Source organism: Kurthia sp. FSL E2-0154 (assembly GCF_038003625.1).
Taxonomy (GTDB): Bacteria; Bacillota; Bacilli; order Bacillales_A; family Planococcaceae; genus Kurthia; species Kurthia gibsonii.
Window position 1 is genome coordinate 144876 of record NZ_JBBOPO010000001.1, and the last position, 19908, is coordinate 164783.

Genomic DNA, 19908 nt, shown 5'->3' on the forward strand with positions numbered 1-19908 from the left:
TTTAAATAAAAAGGAGTTGTTCGATTTGTCAGTACAAAATGCTTACAATGCTTATAAACAAAACAGTTTTACAACCGCGTCCCCGGGTGAACTGACATTAATGCTTTACAATGGATGTTTAAAATTCTTAACGCAAAGTAAAAAAGCCATTGAAGTGAAAAATTATGAGCAAAAAAATATGTACATTCAAAAATCACAGGCAATTATTGCAGAGTTAATGACAACATTAAATATGGATTTAGATGTGTCAAAAAATATGATGGCTTTATATGAATATATGTATGCCCGTCTATCAGAAGCCAATATGAAGATGGATGTAGCGATTGTTGAAGAAGTAGAAGGTCTTGTAACAGAGTTCCGTGATACGTGGAAACAAGTAATTCAAATTAATCGTAAACAACAGTTTTCTACTGGAGATTCTATATAATGGACTTAGTTCAACAACTTCTTCTTTTATCTGAAAAGTTGTATCAAACGCTTGAATTCGTTGAAGAAGATAAAGATGAGAAGCGTGATGAACAAATTGCGTTAATTAATAAATTACTAGATGCCCGTGGACAAACCATCGAAAAATTACAAGCAGTAAGTGAACATCCGCTGCGTGGACATGAGCAAGAAGTATATTTACGTGATTTGAATCATGGCATTATCGAACGTCTTCATAACTATAAAGGACGTATTCGCGAAGACATGCAACAACTTCAAGTATCTATGAAGTCAGAAACACGCTATGTTAATCCATATAGTCATCTTCAAAATTTAGATGGAACGTATTTTGATAAAAGAGAATAAATAATAAAAAGAGTTCAGTTTATAAACTGAACTCTTTTTATTATGATTAAATTTGGTTCTTTGTCAAATGACGTTGGTGAGATTATTTAATAGAATAAAAGAGTCGGTTTTTTCGAGCGAGTTGTGTTTCATTTATGAAACGCAACTCGCTCTTTTCAATTTGAAATGAATGAAGATCCGCTGACGGTAGTTCGTGAAATTACGATACCCATAGGCAACACGATTTAAGACTTTGATTTTATTGTGGATGCCTTCAATTCTTCCGTTATTGAATGGATACATAAAACTATTTTCAATGGAACTTAAGTGATGCTTTAATGTGCGTATACTTCTTCTAAAATCGAGTGAAATTTCTTCGTGTAAAGGCTGTTTTAAGAGCGTTTGTAAGACGTTTATATCTTTGTCTTTCATGGCGTTTAATAGGGATTGATACAGTGTATAGTTGACTTGTAAACGTTCATCATAGCTCAATAGTGTATCGACAACGGTCCTATCCGTCGTTTGCCCAAATAACCCAAACGGTTTATAAAGGGTGTAGGTCAGGTCTTTTTCGTTTTTTAAAAGTAGTTTCCAATATCTTTTCAGTCGACGATATTTCTTCTGATCTTCGTTGTGCCCACGTCTAAAACCATTCATGACTTGGATTCGCAGTTGATTCATCGAACGACTGATCAATTGAACGAGATGGAATCGGTCGATGATGATCTTCGCTTTTGGAAACAGTTCTTGTATGAGCTTTTCATATCCGGCATTCATATCGATCGTAATGGTTTTCACCGAACAGCGTTCACGATAGCTGTAACGCGTGTAGAAATGGTTCTTAATATGACAACTGAAACGACTCGGTAAAATATCCAAAATCGTGCCGGTTTGGGCATCAATATATTGAAAAGCCATGCGCCCTCTGGCGTATTTAAATTCATCGAACGACAGGTTTTCCGGGAGTCGATTCGTTGGTTTCAAGCATTCGTTCGCATACGCTTGAATAAAGCGTTGTACAGAAGACACCGAAATCATCGCATCTTGGGCAATCAACGTGATGGATTGCGCTTCGGTCGCTTTCATCGTAACGCGTGCTTTCGTTTGATTGGAAATAAAACAATGGCGATCGACAATAGACGAACGCGCCACGAAAGTACAGGAACAGCTTTTACAAAAGAAGCGCTGTTTTTTGAGTAAAAGGAAGGTACGATGCACCCCCGTGAGTGGCAGCGTGATGCGAGAGGTTTGCGTCCCGTTTTTAATCACGGAAAAGTGTTCATTTTTCATACCACAAACCGCGCAATGGATCGGTATATAGGTAAGTGTAGCGGAAATAAATTTACATACCTTTCCTCTATCTTGCTTTATTTCCACGCATGCATCGGAAAAAGTGATGTTTGGGTCTTGTATATCTAGTAAATTTTTAATATCATGAGTAGTGTGCAAGTGAGTCTCTCCTTTAGTATGGGTTTTAGTCGACTTTTATTCTATCGGGAAACTCACTTGTTTTCTATGGTTTGACATAAAAAATAACGCTAGTGAAGTTCCAGCACCGATCTCATGTGAGTTCGGTGCTTTTTTCTTCACCAACGTTATTTATTGTAGAGCCTTAAATTTTTAATAAATTCATTGCCTGACTTGTTAGTGAATATTCAGGTGAAGAAATAATTCGAGTTGCTTCTGTAAAGTAATTTGAATTATGTGTGCAAGCTTTACTGAAAGCCTGAATGATTCGTACCATGTTTGCATCATTTAATTCGAGTACGTCCATATTGCCAATAATTAATAGACGTAAGAGTACGAAGTGAATCATCAAGTATGAAAAAAATTGAATATTTGTTTGTTCGTTTGTTTCGAAATATTTTACAAATACGAGGTTAACAAGATAATTCTCTAAAATAATTTTTGTGTTTTCATCATTTGTATAAGTTGGCGCATGCTTTTTTATAAACGCTTTAAACGTACCATCCTCGACTGAAAAATCAATGTCTTTGAATGCTTGGTCTGCAAGTTCGTTAAATCGCATGGAATTTGTATGGAATTCTTTTAAAAAAAAGTCTGCTAGAGGTTGTTGTAAAACATAATTTGCCTCTAAAGATGTTAATAATTCATCTGTCTCTAAAGCATCTAATAAACTGATATAATATGCACTTAATTTTTCAGCTTGTTGCATGCGCTCTTTTAGAGATAAACTTTCCATCTTTTTGATATAAAGACCGATTAAGAATAAACGCATTTCAATCGAATGCTTTCTATGTTGTAAAACACTAATAAAGAAAATACGGTTACACCAAAAATATGCGTATTCATTATCTTTCTTCTCTACATGCTCAATCCAATAGTTCGGTTGGATTGCTTCATCTTCAATAAAGTTGATTCCGTCTTTATTTAATAAGATGAGTCGCGCTGCTTCTGGACAAGATGTGTCTAAACTTTTTTCGATTGCTTGGTTTAGTTGTATATTTTGTCGTGGATAAACCATACAAGTTCTACATAAGGCTTTTTCCCCTAATGTTTTTTGAATTGTACATAAATTTTCTTCATCAAGCATCGTGCATTTTCCATCAGCATCTAATTTAAATTTTCCATATTGTAAGTCATTTTGGCTCTGACGATTCCGTTGAGTATTCTTTTTTAATTCCTCTCTTATAGTAGGATTTTTTTCATTTTTATATTTTTGATACGACTTTTTATCAATATCAATTTTCCATCCAGCACAACATGTATCCTCACATTTACTACCAATACATGCGAATTGATCATAGTAGCTTGGTTTTAATTCAGTTTTTTGCATAGTTAAAACGCCTCCTCATTCTCTTATAATATCGGTATGACTTTTAAAATGTTGCTTTCATTACAAAAGTTACAAAAATCTTTTTTCCTCAATAATGTATTCCTACGGACGATATAAAAATTATAGATTGATTCAATAATTATATAGTATGAACAACTTAGTTTAACAAAATTATTATAGGGAGGGTCCTTCATGAAAAAGCAATTAATCGCATTTGGTTTAGCTTCCATGCTGACAGTACCGACATGGCTTGCAGCAGCACAACCAATGGATGTAAGTGCCAAGAAAAAAGTGACCGTATCGAAAAAAACAAAAGCTGTCATCTCAAAAATTAAAGCACTCAACTCAAAAAAATCAAATTATGTTAAAAACACATTAGCTGCTCAAACAGCTTATAAAAAGTTATCTAAAACAGAGCGCAAAAAAGTTTCCAACTATAAAACACTTCAAAAGCATATAAAAGCTGTTCAACCAATGGTGAATCAAGTGAATTCGCTAAAAAAACAAACAGCTAAACTATCTTCTAAAAACTATAAAATACAAGCCGCAAAAGTTTCTGTCCAATACAATAAATTAAAAAAAGCAGCGAAGGAATATGTACCTGCTTCCGTTAAGAAGAAGATTACATATTACAATAATTTAAATTCTGCTAACGTGAGTATGCGTAAGCTGAATAAATTAGCGCTTGGCGATGATTTTTCAAAAATTGATGCGTCTAAAACGCAAGATGTTTTAGCTTTCTTAAAAGCCTATAATCAATTGTCTGCGAATCAGAAATTAATTTTAGGCGGTTCACAGTCGATGATTGATTATCTTTTAAGTATTCAATCGATTGTACAACAGGCTTCTAATTATGATGCTGCATATGCAAAATTAGATCCAACGAATAAATCTTATTTAAAACAAGCATACGATTTGCATGAGAAGTATAAAACAGAACAAAATAACTCAGTGACGGGTGTCATGAAGAAAGTTTCAGATTTCACAAAGCAACATGACAAACTGAATAAATTAGATGAAGAGATTAAAATAGAAGTAAAGTTAAAACAGGATTTTGAAGACGCAGTTAATAACTTACCAGGTAAAACACCTTCAGTTGGGACCGAACGTCTTGAATTAGTTGAAAAAGCTGTCGGTTTTTATAAAAATATAACATCAACAACTCATGATGGTAAGAAGCTAAAAGGTAAGCCAATTGATATCGTTGATAAAAAAGTACTTGCTGAATATAAAAAGTATGAAACAATTCCTTCTGTTGTAAAAGATTTGAGAGAGGCAGAATCTTATAATTCAACAAATAGTTTTGCGATTACGAATCAAGCACGCTTAATTACAGCAGGATTCGATCCACAATCAATTACTAATATTAGTAATCAAGGTCGTATTCCTTATGAAAAAAATATTACAACATTAGATACAACCATTAAAAATTATGCGAAATTAGGCACAGACCAAAAATCGATTGTGGATGAGGCTTTGGATAAGGTTGTGGGTGACAAAAAAAATTATGCGAATGATGGCGCGGCACTAAAAAAAGGTCAGGCGATGACAAAAGGTTTTAATGATGGTATTGCGAAAAATGATCTGGCTGCTATTATGAAACAATTTGATGTATATAAAAAAGCAGCACAAGAAAATGACCGTAGTATTCGATATGTTTCTGCTTCGGATTTATTAAGTGTTGCACCAATTACGTATAAGACACAGTTAGATCATGTGGAAAAATTTGAAACAGATGCTGGACAATACACGACAAAAGCAGATATTCAAAATTTAGTAAAGTTATATCAAACAGTTGAAAAAGATAAGCCTTCAGGTCTGAAAATGATTGATGCAAAAGTAGCGAAAGATTATACGTTGGCAAAATCAGTTTTAGAGATTGATACACTAATGGCAAAATCAAAGCCGAGCTACACAACAGCGAAATTAAATAATATTTTAGCTGCTACAAAACTATATAGTAAATTGGATGCACCGAAAAAATTAATTGTGGACGGTCTAGGACACAATGTAGAGGGTTTTGTAGAGGATGAAGCAGCAATTAAACAAGCAATGGCTGTTGATAAAAAGTATCTGGCATTAAAGAAATCGAGTAAGACCTATACAAAGGATGCGCGTAGTGTCTATAACAGCTATGATGATTTGCATGATACAGCTAAACAATATGTAATAAATGCGACGAAAATTAATGCACTAAAAGCAGTTTTCCAAACATCGCAGGATTATGTGAATGACTTTGAGAAAGACGTGTATGAAGTATACAAGGAAGTCTATACAGATGAGCTTGTAAACAAAACGACAATTGCTGGGATTATCGATATTATAAATACGTATGAAAACCAAATTAAACCTTATCCAAAATATAATAATTTGGTTGATCCAGAAGCAATTAAACGCTATAAAAAATTAACGCCAATTGTCGATGTCTACAATCAAATTTTTAATTTAAAAGCAACACCTACAACAGAATTACAACGTGAAAATATTTTAACAGCTAAAAAAGCTTTTAATAAGTTAGATACTTTTGGTAAGAAAGTTATTCAAATTGAAGATAAAGTACAGTCTAAACTACGTTTATTAGATGACGAAAAACAAATTATCGAAGCGAAAAAAATTGATGGTATGTATAAATTATTAAATGTGAATGACACAAAATATGAAAGTAAATTATATAATGTGTACAAAGAATATATAAAAGCAACAGATGATGTGAAAAATTATGTTATTAACAAAGGGATTATTACTGCGGTTCCTGCAAAATACGATAAAGCCATCAAAGCAGCCATTGTATTTGAAGAAAGTGTACAATCAATTAATCGTACAAGTAAAATTATTAATGTACACCAGTTAAAGGCGATTTATGATCAGAATAAAAAAGTAGCGCCAGAATTTGTTCAATTTGTTGATCCAGCAATTATGAAAAAATATGATGAATATATTCAATTATTATTCATTCAAGACGTTGCTCAAAATCTATATGAATATCAGCGTATTAACGGTAACTGGGTAAAATATGATGCATGGTTCTATGCATTTAGTCAATCAACAGATAACTTAAAAGATGTTCTCAATATGCGTAAAGCCTTACTTTATTTTAAAGAATTTAACCCGATTCAAATGTCGATTTTAAATAACTCACCAAACTACACAAGTTATGAAGGATTGAAAGAAGATGCGAATGGTAATAATATTCCAATTTATGATGTGAATACGGGAGAAATTATTGGTTATAAACCAGAACTTGATTATAAAGATAAGTTTGCACCTGATGAGGTAATCTATAATCCGATTGATTGGTTGAACTATACGCAAGTTCAAAATTTATTAGATGCGATGAAGTATGAAGAGCGCTATAAAGCATTAAATAATAGCGGTAAAAACAATGCACGCGATGCGATAAAATTAGTACGTGATTTTGAAAAAGAATCTTTAGGCGTACGTGGTTATTTCTTGTATCGCCCAGAATTAGAACAATTAAAATTAACTTTTGAAGTTCCTGTAGCAAATGCAGATGCATTCGAAGCAGCAGTAAAAGCATATGATCCAAATACAGGCAATGTAACGGGCTTAGAACCGATGCGCTTAGCATATAATAAACTGGATTCAACTGCTTTAAGTATCGTGAGTGCATCATTATTAAAACAATACAAAGATTACATGTTGTCGAAAGACTTATATAGTCAGTATCAGCAAATTAATCCAACAGCTCCAACAGCTAAAACAATGAGTAATATTGAAAATATGGACTTGTTTTTAACAGCCTATACAAAATTACCAGCAGGTTCTAAAAAAATTGTACGCAATTCGATTGCAGACCCGACTTTCTTCAATCGTCTATTGACGGATGAAAAAGATATTCGCGCTGCACATGCGGTTGATAAAAAGTATGAAAAATTAGATACACAAGGCGACTCATATGAAGTAGAAGCTCTAAAATTATACAAAGAGTATGCAAAGTTAACAACGAATGCTCAAAATAATTACTCAGTATATGGTCAAATACTAGTTGATTTACATGCGAAATATGGTGATTCATTGAGCTTTAGAAAGAAAGAAGATAATGCAAAAGCGACAGCAGATGAATTCACACGTTTAGTAACAGCTTTAAATGCAGATTCGACATATGCAGATGTAGTTAAAGCAGCTGAATTTTATGATTTTTTATCTGTACCACAGCAATATACAGATAGCAGTAAAAAAGTTATTGGATTGACATTTGTTGATAAACCAATTGTGACCAAATATAAATTGTATGAAGGACTTATCACAATTAAAAAACAACTTGATAAAGTAACCTATCCAAAAGCAGCTCTAGCAAAATATACAGTAACGGAAAAAGAAGCAATTAAAACAGCGATTGCAGCGTATAAAAAGTTAGCAAAAGATCCGAAAAATATTTTAGAGCAAGATGATTCAGCATTTGGACCAGCAGCACAACCAGAAAATGAAAAACGTTATCTATTATTAATTGAAGAAGATATTAAAGCCGCTGAAGCAGCAGATGCGAACTTCTTAAAGGTGAAGAAAGGCGATAAAACATTTGTTAAAAACATTATTGTAGCGATGAAATCGTATAATGTATTAACAGATTTACAAAAACAGTTCTTTACACAAACGAAATTGTATACAACATATAAAAAATACGATATGGCAACATCAATTGATGGCAAAGTCGATACAATTCCAGAAGCGATTAAAGTGATTGTAGATTTTGAAAAAACGATTCAAGAAACACAAGAACTACATGATGACATTAATCAAACACGAGATACTATAGATTCGGAAAAGTACACAGATATTCGAAAGAAAATGGTTAAAGCGAATGAGGCATATAACTTCATTAACCGAGATTTCAATATTGAAGGACAGGTCATTCGCCCACTGTCATTAGCAGATAAAGTAGCTTTACAACGCTATAAATACTTTATGGCTGTTTATAAAGTACAAGAATATTTGGATAATCTAAAAAAATAAGTGTAATTTTTAAAACACACCTCATAGGATGAAAAAACATCTGAGGTGTGTTTTTTATAATGACTTGCTGTGTTTCATTTATTAAAAAAACAGGAATTATTCAAAAAATCGACAAAAACATCGTTTATCCTATAACAATGGTCGTATTATATATAATCTATGTGGTATAAAAGTATTTTATATTTGGTATAATTAAAATAATATTAAAAAGATAGGAAGGTAGTAAAAATGGAATATAAGCGTTCTGAATCTTTCAGGCATATTTTAATTAAGCCTGTCGATGTTCAATATAGTTGTAATGTGGACCAGCAAGTAGCCTTAACACGTACGGGTAAAATATTAGATATTAGTCCGAGTGGTATGAACTTGTTAGTGACAAAACAGCTAACAGATGAAGAGAAAGAATATCCACTCTTGCTATCTTTTTGTTTATATAAACAAACGATTGAATCGCAAGGGGTGATTCGCTGGGAGAGATTTCATCCAGAAGGTTATCAATATGGCATTGAGATGGTGGAAAGTACACAGTTAGAGAATATAATTGTTTCTGAGTTGAAACAACGTCGTCGACAAGAAGTATTAGATGCTAAAAAAGGCACTTTCTAAAATTTCTTTTATATTTCTATAATTTTTTCGTCGTTTAAAGAAGGAGTTACAGGGTAAATGTAGAATATAGTAGATATAGGTTCATGAAGGAGGAGTTAATATGCTAACATTTAACATTCGTGGTGAAAACATTGAAGTTACTCCAGCAATTCGAGAGTATGCTGAAAATAAGGTCCGAAAACTTGAAAAATACTTCAATGAGGAAATTGATGCTACAGCTCACATCAACCTAAAAGTTTATCAAGATCGTAGCTCTAAAGTGGAAGTTACAATTCCAATGAAGAAATTAATGCTTCGTGCTGAAGATCGAAATGATGATATGTATGTAGCGATTGACCAAGTAGTTGCAAAACTAGAGCGTCAAATTCGTAAGCATAAAACAAAAGTGAATCGTAAATTCCGTGAGCGTGAAGGCGTAGGCACTTATTTTGCACAAATTCAGCTTGAGCCAGAGAGAGTAGCGGATGATGCAGAAGAAAGTTTAGAAATCGTACGTACAAAACAATTCGATTTAAAACCAATGGATCATGAAGAAGCTATTCTTCAAATGAATTTGTTAGGTCATGACTTCTATATCTTCACAGATGCAGAAACAAACGAAACAAACATTGTTTATAAACGTAAAGACGGCAAGTACGGTTTAATTGAAACAAACCAATAATTTATTTTAGAATAGAAGGAGAACTAGTTCAGCTAGTTCTCCTTTTTGATGTAAAAAATATGAAGAATGCTATCATATCGCACCTTTTTAATGATATAATCAAAAAGTCGTGTGAAAGTAAAAATTTAGGCTATTTCTAAGTCGAATGAAATAATTGACTCAAAAAAATAAACCAAGTAACTCGTACGAGAGAAATAAATATATCGTTCGTTTGCACTAAGAACTTTAAAAATGATAAAATGAAATATAAGACTATATAGGATGTGAAATGAAATGCTTGGCATATTTAATAAAGTTTTTGATCCGAATAAACGTGAACTGAAAAAAATCGAGAAGATTGCAGACGCGGTTGATTCGTATTCAAAAGAGATGGAAGCATTAACGGATGAACAATTACAACAAAAGACAACGGAATTTCGTGAGCGCTTAAATAATGGTGAAACACTTGATCAAATTCAACCAGAAGCTTTTGCGGTTGTACGTGAAGCTGCGAAGCGTGTACTTGGAATGTTCCCTTACCGCGTACAAGTAATGGGTGGTGCTGCATTACATGGTGGTAACATTGCGGAAATGAAAACAGGTGAAGGTAAAACTTTAACAGGTACATTACCTGTTTATTTGAATGCCCTAACTGGTAAAGGTGTACACGTCGTAACAGTCAACGAATATTTATCAAGTCGTGACGCTGAGATTAACCGTCCTCTTTATGAATTTTTAGGTTTAACGGTAGGTTTAAACTTAAACAGTTTATCAAAAGAAGAAAAACGTGCTGCTTATGCATGTGACATCACATATAGTACAAATAACGAACTTGGATTTGACTACTTACGTGATAATATGGTGCTTTATAAAGAAGAACGCGTACAACGTCCATTACACTTTGCTGTAATTGATGAGGTCGATTCCATCTTAATTGATGAAGCGAGAACACCATTAATTATCTCAGGTCAAGCAAACCAATCAGCTGCACTATACAAACAATCAAATGCGTTTGTACGTATGCTGAAAAAAGATGAAGATTATAACTATGATATTGAATCAAAAGGTGTAACGCTAACAGAACAAGGGATTGAAAAAGCTGAGCGTGCTTTCAATATTGAGAACCTATTTGATTTAACACATGTTGGTTTAAACCATGCGATTAACCAATCGTTACGTGCACATGTTGCGATGCACTTAGATGTTGACTATGTAGTACAAGACGGCGAAGTGATGATTGTTGATAGCTTTACAGGTCGTATTATGAATGGTCGTCGTTATTCAGAAGGGCTTCACCAAGCAATTGAAGCAAAAGAGGGCGTTGAGATTCAAAATGAATCGATGACGATGGCGACAATTACATTCCAAAACTACTTCCGTATGTATCAAAAGTTATCAGGTATGACAGGTACAGCGAAAACAGAGGAAGAGGAATTCCGTAACATTTATAATATGGATGTAATCGTGATTCCAACGAACCGTCCAATTGTACGTGAAGACCACGCAGATTTAATCTATGCAACAATGCAAGGGAAGTTTAATGCAGTTGCACAAGATATCGCAGAACGTCATAAAAAAGGTCAACCTGTATTGGTTGGTACAGTAGCGATCGAAACATCTGAATTATTATCACAACTTTTAACAAAATTAAAAATCCCACATAAGATTTTAAATGCGAAAAACCATGAATTTGAAGCAGAGATTATTGCAGAAGCAGGTCATAAAGGTTCTGTAACAATCGCGACAAACATGGCTGGTCGTGGTACGGATATTAAATTAGGTGAGGGCGTTCTTGAATTAGGCGGTCTTGCTGTAATCGGTACAGAACGTCATGAATCACGTCGTATTGATAACCAGTTACGTGGTCGTGCTGGTCGTCAAGGTGACCCGGGTGTGACACAATTCTATCTATCATTAGAAGATGAATTGATGAAGCGTTTTGGTTCAGACAGTATGAAAGCGATGATGACACGTTTAGGTATGGATGATACGCAACCAATCCAATCAAAAATGGTGTCGCGAGCTGTAGAATCAGCACAAAAACGTGTAGAAGGTAATAACTTTGATGCACGTAAACGTCTTCTACAATATGATGATGTATTACGTAAACAACGTGAAATCATCTACAAAGAGCGTTATGAAGTGCTAGAAACAGATAATATGCGTGAATTAGTTGAATCAATGATTGATGAAGAACTAACAACTGCTGTAGCAACATATACACAAGGTGATACACCTTCTGAATGGAACTTACAAGGTTTAGAAGCATATGTGGGTAGTACACTATTACCAGAAGGTGAAGTGCGTGTTGCAGACTTCGAGCATAAAGAGCCTGAAGCAATCATTGAGATGCTACGCGAAAAAATTAAAGCTGCATACGATGAAAAAGAAGCTGAGCTATCTGAAGAACGTATGCGTGAGTTCGAAAAAGTTATCTTACTTCGTGCAATCGATTCAAAATGGATTGACCATATTGATGCAATGGATCAATTACGTCAAGGGATTCATCTACGTGCCTATGCACAAATCGATCCATTACGTGAGTACGAGCAAGAAGGTTTCCGTATGTTTGAAGAAATGGTTGCAGCAATTCGTTCTGAAGTTGCCCGTTTCGCAATGAAAGCGGAAATTCGTTCGAACTTAGAGCGTGAAGAAGTAGCAAAAGGACAAGCGGTGAATCCGAAAGAAGAAGGTTCAAAACCGAAGAAAAAACGTCCAATCCGTAAAGAAAAAGAAATCGGTCGTAATGACTTATGTCCTTGCGGCAGCGGTAAAAAATATAAAAACTGCCACGGTGCGACTGAATAAATCAGAAAAAGAGAGGTTGGCCTATTCTGTGGCTAACCTCTTTTCTGTTATAAATATCAAAATTACTTGGAGGAATATGTATGATTGAATTATCAGAAGTACGAAATGCACTAGATGACACAGCGAAGAAAATAAATGATTTTAGGGGGTCTCTTTGACTTAGAGAACAAAGAGGCACGTATTCAAGAGACAGATGAAATGATGCTTGACCCGGATTTTTGGAATGACCAAAATGCAGCGCAAGAAATCATTGCGGAATCTAAGGGGTTAAAAGAAATCGTCAATGAATTTCATCGGCTTGTAGAGGAACAAGAAAATCTTGAAATGACGTTAGAGCTTTTAAAAGAAGAGCCAGACGATGATTTGCATGAAGGTTTGGAAGAAGAACTCGCAACATTTAAAAAGAGCGTAGCCGATTATGAACTGCAATTATTATTAAGTGGTCCATATGATGCGAATAATGCCATTTTAGAATTACATCCAGGTGCTGGCGGTACGGAATCACAAGATTGGGGCGAAATGCTGCTACGTATGTATACACGTTGGGCAGAAAAACATGGCTTCAAAGTGAAAACACTTGATTATCTACCGGGCGATGAAGCAGGGATTAAATCCGTTACATTATCGATCCAAGGACATAATGCATATGGTTATTTAAAAGCCGAAAAAGGTGTGCATCGTTTAGTGCGAATCTCACCATTCGACTCAGCTGGTCGTCGTCATACTTCTTTCGTATCATGTGACGTGATTCCAGAATTCAATAATGAAATTGCGGTTGAAGTACGTCAAGAAGACTTAAAAGTAGACACATACCGCGCAACAGGTGCTGGTGGTCAGCATATTAACACGACAGACTCAGCAATTCGTATTACGCATTTACCGACTGGAATTGTTGTAACATGTCAGGCTGAACGTTCACAGATTAAAAACCGTGAAAAAGCGATGAACATGCTTCAAGCGAAATTATATCAATTAAAAGTAGAAGAACAACAGGCAGAAGTAGATGAAATTCGTGGTGAGCAAAAGGAAATTGGTTGGAGTAGCCAAATTCGTTCGTATGTATTCCACCCGTATTCAATGGTAAAAGATCACCGTACAAATGCTGAGACAGGGAATGTACAAGCAGTAATGGACGGCGATTTAGATTTATTCATCAATGCATATTTACGTTCGTTAATTTAATAAATGAGAGATAAAGAATCCTGATGTCTATCGGCGATTCTTTATTTTTTAATCTAATCGTTTTAAGTTATTGGAATCGATGAATACCACATGATTTTCAGAAATCGGTTCAGGCATTAAATCTTTTAATAAACGATAATTTCTTTTTAAAAACATCGCACGTGTAAGTTGTGTTTGTAATGTAGCGGTTGAGACATTTGTTTTAAAGAATGGACGGATTTGATTATCTAAATGAACAACGCAGTCCACTTTAGAATTTACATCGCAATTTAAAATGGCATGATGTGCGAGCCACATGGTGTAGGGACGATCAGGAGAAAGGGTAGGAATTAAAATATAAGGTTGTTCAGTTGTTCCAAGTACGATAGGAAGTTTATTTGTAGCTTTAGTAATCGTGCGTGAAAAACGCAATGCTTCATCTAATGATGTCCCAAAAAGAAAGCAACATTTTCGAATGACGCGTTTAATAGAAGATTGAATGAGATATTCACGTTGTTTTTCAAGTACATATGTAAATCGTTGTTGATTGTTTTTAGAAATGACTGGTTCAAGAACTTGGATTGTATCATTAAATCGAAAATCTTCTAAAAGAATAACAGGTAGACGATCTTTTATCATATTTGACACTCCTTTTTCTTTTGTTTAACAAAAACCAATTAATGGAATTTGTTAAATTGATTATATTTGATTTAGTAGGTATAAGCAACGACATTTAGACAAAAGTGGCGTTTTTAGAAAACGGGCTATTTCTATAAAGTCAGATAATTTTGAAATAAATAGTTTCTTTTAGTTGATTTTTTGAATCTTTTTCGCATATAATAGCAAAAAGGTATTCGAGGTGATGAAGATGGAATATCGTTACTCACAGCAGAACTCTCCAAACAATGAACAGCCACTTAGTCAAGGGTTACAAGGTCAAGACTTATTGAACGATTTGTACATGGATATGTTTTTACAACATCTTCTAGCAGACCAACAAATTCGCTTACTTCGTGAAGCAATTGATGTCGCGTTAGACGAAAGAGATAAAGAAGCCTTTAAACGATTTACAAAAGAATTAATTCAATTACAAGACACTTTGATTGATGAAGAATAAATGATGACATAGGATTTCTATTAGGGGTAACTTAATAGAAATCTTATTTTTGTTCCAATTAAGAAACGTATGTTCGTAAAAGGGTTTGAGATATGTTAAAATAGAAGAATGAGAAAATGAGGAGGCAGCCGCATGTCACATGATTTTGATTTACAAGCGCCCTATCAACCAGGTGGTGACCAGCCACAAGCGATTGCAGAATTAGTGGAGGGTGTTAAAGCAGGGAAAAAACATCAAACATTACTTGGTGCAACAGGTACAGGTAAAACGTTTACGATTTCAAATGTGATTCAAGAAGTGAAAAAACCAACACTTGTTATTGCACATAATAAAACATTAGCAGGACAATTATATAGTGAGTTTAAAGAGTTCTTCCCGAATAATGCGGTTGAATATTTCGTTAGTTATTATGACTATTATCAACCAGAAGCCTATGTACCACAGACGGATACATTCATTGAAAAAGATGCGAGTATTAATGATGAAATTGATAAATTACGTCACTCTGCTACTTCGGCTCTTTTTGAAAGACAAGATGTAATTATCATCGCTTCTGTATCATGTATTTATGGTTTAGGTAATCCGGAAGAATACGAAGAGATGGTCGTATCGCTTCGTACAGGCATGGAGATTGAGCGCAATCAATTACTGCGTAAATTAGTAGATATTCAATATGATCGCAATGATTTAAACTTCATTCGCGGTACTTTTCGTGTGCGCGGCGATGTAGTCGAAATTTTCCCAGCATCGCGTGATGAGCATTGTCTTCGTGTTGAATTTTTCGGTGACGAAATTGACCGTATTCGAGAGGTGGATGCATTAACAGGTGAAGTATTAGGTGACCGTGAACATGTTGCGATCTTCCCAGCATCCCACTTCGTTACACGAGAAGAAAAAATGAAAGTAGCGATTGAAAATATCGAAGCAGAATTAAAAGAACGCTTAGAAGTGCTTCGTGAAGAAGGAAAGTTACTTGAAGCACAGCGCTTAGAACAGCGTACTAATTATGATTTAGAGATGATGCGTGAGATGGGCTTTACATCAGGAATCGAAAACTATTCACGCCATTTAACGCTTCGTGAAGCAGGTGCAACACCTTATACGCTGCTCGACTATTTACCAGAAGATTTCTTACTTGTAGTAGATGAAAGTCACGTAACATTGCCGCAAATTCGCGGAATGTACAATGGTGACCAAGCACGTAAAGGTGTGTTAGTAGATCACGGTTTCCGTTTACCCTCAGCACTTGATAACCGTCCATTAACATTTGAGGAGTTTGAAAAACACATTCATAATGCGATTTTCGTTTCAGCAACGCCAGGACCATATGAATTAGAACATACACCTGAAATGGTAGAACAAATTATTCGTCCAACAGGATTGGTTGACCCTGTCATTGAAGTGCGTCCAATTGAAGGGCAAATTGATGACTTAATTGACGAGATTCAAGCGCGTATCGCAAAAAATGAGCGTGTGTTAATTACGACACTTACGAAGAAAATGTCCGAAGATTTAACAGATTATTTAAAAGAGATGGGCATTAAAGTAAACTATCTACACTCTGAAATTAAGACGTTGGAGCGAATCGAGATTATTCGTGAATTACGTATGGGCGTATTTGATGTTCTTGTCGGAATTAACTTATTACGAGAAGGTTTGGATATTCCAGAAGTCTCGCTTGTTGCGATTTTAGATGCTGATAAAGAAGGATTCTTACGTTCAGAACGTTCACTTGTTCAAACAATTGGACGTGCGGCGCGTAACGCGAATGGGCATGTCATTATGTATGCAGATCGTATGACCGATTCAATGCAAAAAGCCATTGATGAAACGGAACGTCGTCGTACCATTCAGCTTGCCTATAACGAAAAACATGGTATTGTACCACAAACGATTCGTAAAGAAATTCGCGATGTGATTCGTGCAACAACAGCGGCGGAAGAGCCAGAAGCATATATTTCAAAAGTGACAGAAGGTAAGAAATTAACGAAGAACGAACGTATATCACTCATTGAATTACTAGAAGTCGAAATGAAAGAAGCAGCGAAAGCACTCGACTTTGAACGTGCAGCAGAACTACGTGATACGATTTTAGAACTGAAAGCAGAAGGGTGAGACCATTTTGAAGAATACAGAAATTATTGTACAGGGCGCACGCGCAAATAATTTAAAAAATATCGATGTGGCAATTCCGCGCGATCAACTCGTTGTTATGACAGGGTTATCAGGTTCAGGTAAATCTTCACTCGCATTCGATACAATCTATGCAGAAGGACAACGACGTTATGTCGAGTCTCTTTCTGCTTATGCACGTCAATTTTTAGGACAAATGGATAAACCTGATGTAGATTTAATCGAAGGTTTGTCACCCGCAATCTCCATCGACCAAAAAACAACAAGTAAAAATCCACGTTCCACTGTCGCGACGGTGACAGAGATTTACGACTACATGCGTCTTTTATATGCACGCGTGGGTAAGCCAATCTGTCCAAATCATGGCATTGAGATTGCATCGCAAACTATTGAGCAAATGGTCGATCGTTTAAAGCAATACCCTGAACGTACAAAGATGCAAATTCTATCTCCAATCGTTTCAGGGCGAAAAGGTACGCACGTTAAATTACTAGAAGACTTGAAAAAACAAGGTTATGTACGTGTACGTATTGATGGTGAAATTCGTGATTTAGATGATGATTTAACATTAGAAAAGAATAAAAAGCATTCAATCGAGGCAGTGATTGACCGCGTCGTATTAAAAGAAGGCGTGGAAGCACGTCTAAGTGATTCTCTCGAAACAGCATTACGCCTTGCTGAAGGTCGTGCAATGGTCGATGTAATGGAATATGAAGAGCTTTTATTCAGTGAACATTTCGCATGTCCAATCTGTGGCTTCTCAGTTGACGAATTAGAACCACGTATGTTCTCATTTAACAACCCGTTTGGTGCTTGTCCAACATGTGATGGTCTAGGAACAAAGTTAGAAGTCGATGTAGAGGCAGTTATTCCAAATTGTGATTTAACATTGAATGAAGGCGCAATTGAGCCGTGGATTCCAACAAGTTCACAGTATTATCCAACACTATTAAAAACAGTTTGTGATCATTTCAATATTGATATGGATACACCAATGAAAGACTTACCAAAAGAGCAATTAGATATTATTTTAAAAGGTTCAGGGGACGAAAAAATCTTCTTTAGTTATACAAATGAATTTGGAAAAACACGTGAGCAGGAGATTGAATTTGAAGGTGTATTACGCAATGTAGAACGCCGTTTTAAAGATACTTCGTCAGACTATGTACGCGATCAAATGGAAAAATACATGGCACAGTCGAACTGTCCATCATGTAAAGGCTATCGTTTAAAACCCGAATCACTTGCAGTAAAAGTCGATCATAAACATATTGGTGAGATTACGACATTTTCAATAAAAGAAGCACTTGCCTTCTTTCAAGAAATACAATTGAGTGAAAAAGATATGAAAATTGCGAAGCTCGTTCTTCGAGAAATTTCAGAACGTCTCTCTTTCTTAGATAATGTAGGGTTGGATTACTTAACGCTAAATCGTGCTTCTGGTTCACTTTCAGGCGGTGAAGCACAGCGAATTCGTCTAGCAACGCAAATTGGTTCGCGATTAACAGGGGTTCTTTACATTTTAGATGAGCCATCTATTGGCTTACACCAGCGTGACAATGACCGTTTAATTGAAACATTGCAAAGCATGCGTGATTTAGGAAATACATTAATCGTTGTAGAGCATGATGAAGATACAATGCTTGCAGCAGATTATTTAATTGATGTTGGTCCGGGAGCAGGTGTTCATGGTGGCGAAATTATCGCTGCTGGTACGCCAAAAGAAGTCATGGCACATGAACAATCATTAACGGGTCAATATTTAAGCGGCAAAAAATATATCCCTGTACCTGTAGAACGTCGTCAAAACGATGGACGCATGATTACGATTCAAAAAGCTTCGGAAAATAATTTAAAAAATGTTTCAGTTGATATTCCACTTGGCGTCTTCACAGCGGTTACAGGCGTATCGGGTTCGGGTAAAAGTACATTGATTAATGAAATTTTGTATAAAGCATTAGCGCAAAAAATTAATCGAGCAAAAGCAAAACCAGGTGCTGTGAAAGCAGTCGAAGGAATGGAACAAATCGAGAAAATTATCGACATCGACCAATCACCAATTGGACGAACACCTCGTTCAAACCCAGCAACGTATACGGGCGTATTTGATGATATTCGTGATGTTTATGCAGCGACGAATGAAGCGAAAGTACGCGGATATAAAAAAGGGCGCTTCAGTTTTAACGTAAAAGGCGGACGCTGTGAAGCTTGTCGTGGTGATGGGATTATTAAAATCGAGATGCACTTCTTACCAGACGTATATGTACCATGCGAAGTATGTCATGGTAAACGTTATAACCGTGAAACGTTAGAAGTGAAGTATAAAGACCGCTCGATTTCAGACGTGTTGGAGATGACGGTTGAAGATGGTCTGGAATTCTTCCAAAACATTCCGAAAATCGCACGTAAACTTCAAACACTTGTCGATGTAGGTCTAGGCTATGTGAAGATGGGGCAACCTGCAACAACTCTTTCTGGCGGTGAAGCGCAGCGTGTGAAGTTGGCTTCAGAGCTACACAAGCGCTCAACAGGTAAATCAATTTATATTTTAGATGAACCAACAACTGGACTGCATGTCGATGATATCGCACGCCTTTTAAAAGTTTTACAGCGTTTAGTAGACGGTGGTAATACAGTACTCGTTATTGAACATAATTTAGATGTTATCAAGACGGTGGATCATATTATTGATTTAGGTCCAGAAGGTGGCGACCGAGGTGGTCAAATTATTGCGACAGGTACACCGGAAGAAGTAGCGAGGGTGAAGGGTTCCTATACAGGGAAGTACCTACTGCCTATCTTAGAGCGTGACCGTAAACGCTTGGAAAAAGATTTACAAGAAGCAACCGGAAAATGAAACCTTCTGTCTGATTCAAACGTATTAGTAAGTATTAAAGCACA

13 protein-coding genes are annotated in these 19908 nt (G+C 35.6%); 10 read left to right on the top strand and 3 right to left on the bottom strand.

All coding sequences use genetic code 11. The annotated features are described in order from the left end of the window. The first annotated feature begins 25 nt into the window (after positions 1-25). Together fliS and MHB75_RS00620 are read left to right on the top strand one after the other, a co-directional pair. Complete coding sequence (gene fliS, locus MHB75_RS00615) at positions 26-427, top strand: flagellar export chaperone FliS (protein WP_340995214.1); 402 nt, start codon at positions 26-28, stop codon at positions 425-427. Then, on the top strand, positions 427-792 hold the full coding sequence (locus MHB75_RS00620) for a flagellar protein FliT (RefSeq protein WP_340995216.1): 366 nt from the start codon (positions 427-429) through the stop codon (positions 790-792). Before fliS ends, MHB75_RS00620 begins: the two co-directional genes overlap by 1 nt. 132 nt (positions 793-924) lie before the next feature. Here MHB75_RS00620 and MHB75_RS00625 read toward each other — a convergent pair whose 3' ends face one another. Next, entirely contained in the window at positions 925-2148 is a 1224-nt protein-coding gene (locus MHB75_RS00625; RefSeq protein WP_340998508.1) for an ISL3 family transposase, read from the bottom strand. A 235-nt stretch (positions 2149-2383) separates the two neighbouring features. Next, complete coding sequence (gene fliB, locus MHB75_RS00630) at positions 2384-3568, bottom strand: flagellin lysine-N-methylase (RefSeq protein WP_340995218.1); 1185 nt, start codon at positions 3566-3568, stop codon at positions 2384-2386. 192 nt (positions 3569-3760) lie between these two features. Between fliB and MHB75_RS00635 the strand changes: the two genes are divergently transcribed. From MHB75_RS00635 to prfB, 5 genes are all read left to right on the top strand, one after another. Continuing rightward, a complete protein-coding gene (locus tag MHB75_RS00635) occupies positions 3761-8542 on the top strand; it encodes a hypothetical protein (protein ID WP_340995221.1) in 4782 nt (1593 codons plus the stop codon). Between the two features lie 228 nt (positions 8543-8770). Then, on the top strand, positions 8771-9148 hold the full coding sequence (locus tag MHB75_RS00640; protein WP_340995222.1) for a PilZ domain-containing protein: 378 nt from the start codon (positions 8771-8773) through the stop codon (positions 9146-9148). Between the two features lie 100 nt (positions 9149-9248). Continuing rightward, positions 9249-9809 (top strand): ribosome hibernation-promoting factor, HPF/YfiA family, encoded by a 561-nt coding sequence (gene hpf / locus MHB75_RS00645; protein ID WP_141274246.1) that lies wholly within the window; start codon positions 9249-9251, stop codon positions 9807-9809. Between the two features lie 273 nt (positions 9810-10082). Then, on the top strand, positions 10083-12596 hold the full coding sequence (gene secA, locus MHB75_RS00650) for a preprotein translocase subunit SecA (protein ID WP_340995226.1): 2514 nt from the start codon (positions 10083-10085) through the stop codon (positions 12594-12596). An 83-nt stretch (positions 12597-12679) separates the two neighbouring features. After that, positions 12680-13778 (top strand): peptide chain release factor 2 gene (prfB, locus tag MHB75_RS00655; RefSeq protein WP_340998512.1). Its coding sequence is split into 2 segments (ribosomal slippage): positions 12680-12742 and positions 12744-13778, totalling 1098 coding nucleotides; the frame shifts between segments, so codons are not numbered across the junction. Between the two features lie 48 nt (positions 13779-13826). Here the strand turns inward: prfB and MHB75_RS00660 are convergent. Beyond that, a complete protein-coding gene (locus MHB75_RS00660) occupies positions 13827-14396 on the bottom strand; it encodes a competence protein ComK (protein WP_340995228.1) in 570 nt (189 codons plus the stop codon). Positions 14397-14625: 229 nt separating this feature from the next. Between MHB75_RS00660 and MHB75_RS00665 the strand changes: the two genes are divergently transcribed. The 3 genes from MHB75_RS00665 (at position 14626) to uvrA (ending at position 19864) form a co-directional block, all read left to right on the top strand. Then, positions 14626-14874, top strand: coding sequence for an IDEAL domain-containing protein (locus MHB75_RS00665; protein ID WP_068455520.1), 249 nt, complete (start codon positions 14626-14628; stop codon positions 14872-14874). Positions 14875-15006: 132 nt separating this feature from the next. After that, positions 15007-16989, top strand: coding sequence for an excinuclease ABC subunit UvrB (gene uvrB / locus MHB75_RS00670; protein ID WP_338838627.1), 1983 nt, complete (start codon positions 15007-15009; stop codon positions 16987-16989). 7 nt (positions 16990-16996) lie between these two features. Then, positions 16997-19864 (top strand): excinuclease ABC subunit UvrA, encoded by a 2868-nt coding sequence (gene uvrA, locus MHB75_RS00675; RefSeq protein ID WP_340995230.1) that lies wholly within the window; start codon positions 16997-16999, stop codon positions 19862-19864. The last annotated feature ends 44 nt before the right edge of the window (positions 19865-19908 follow it).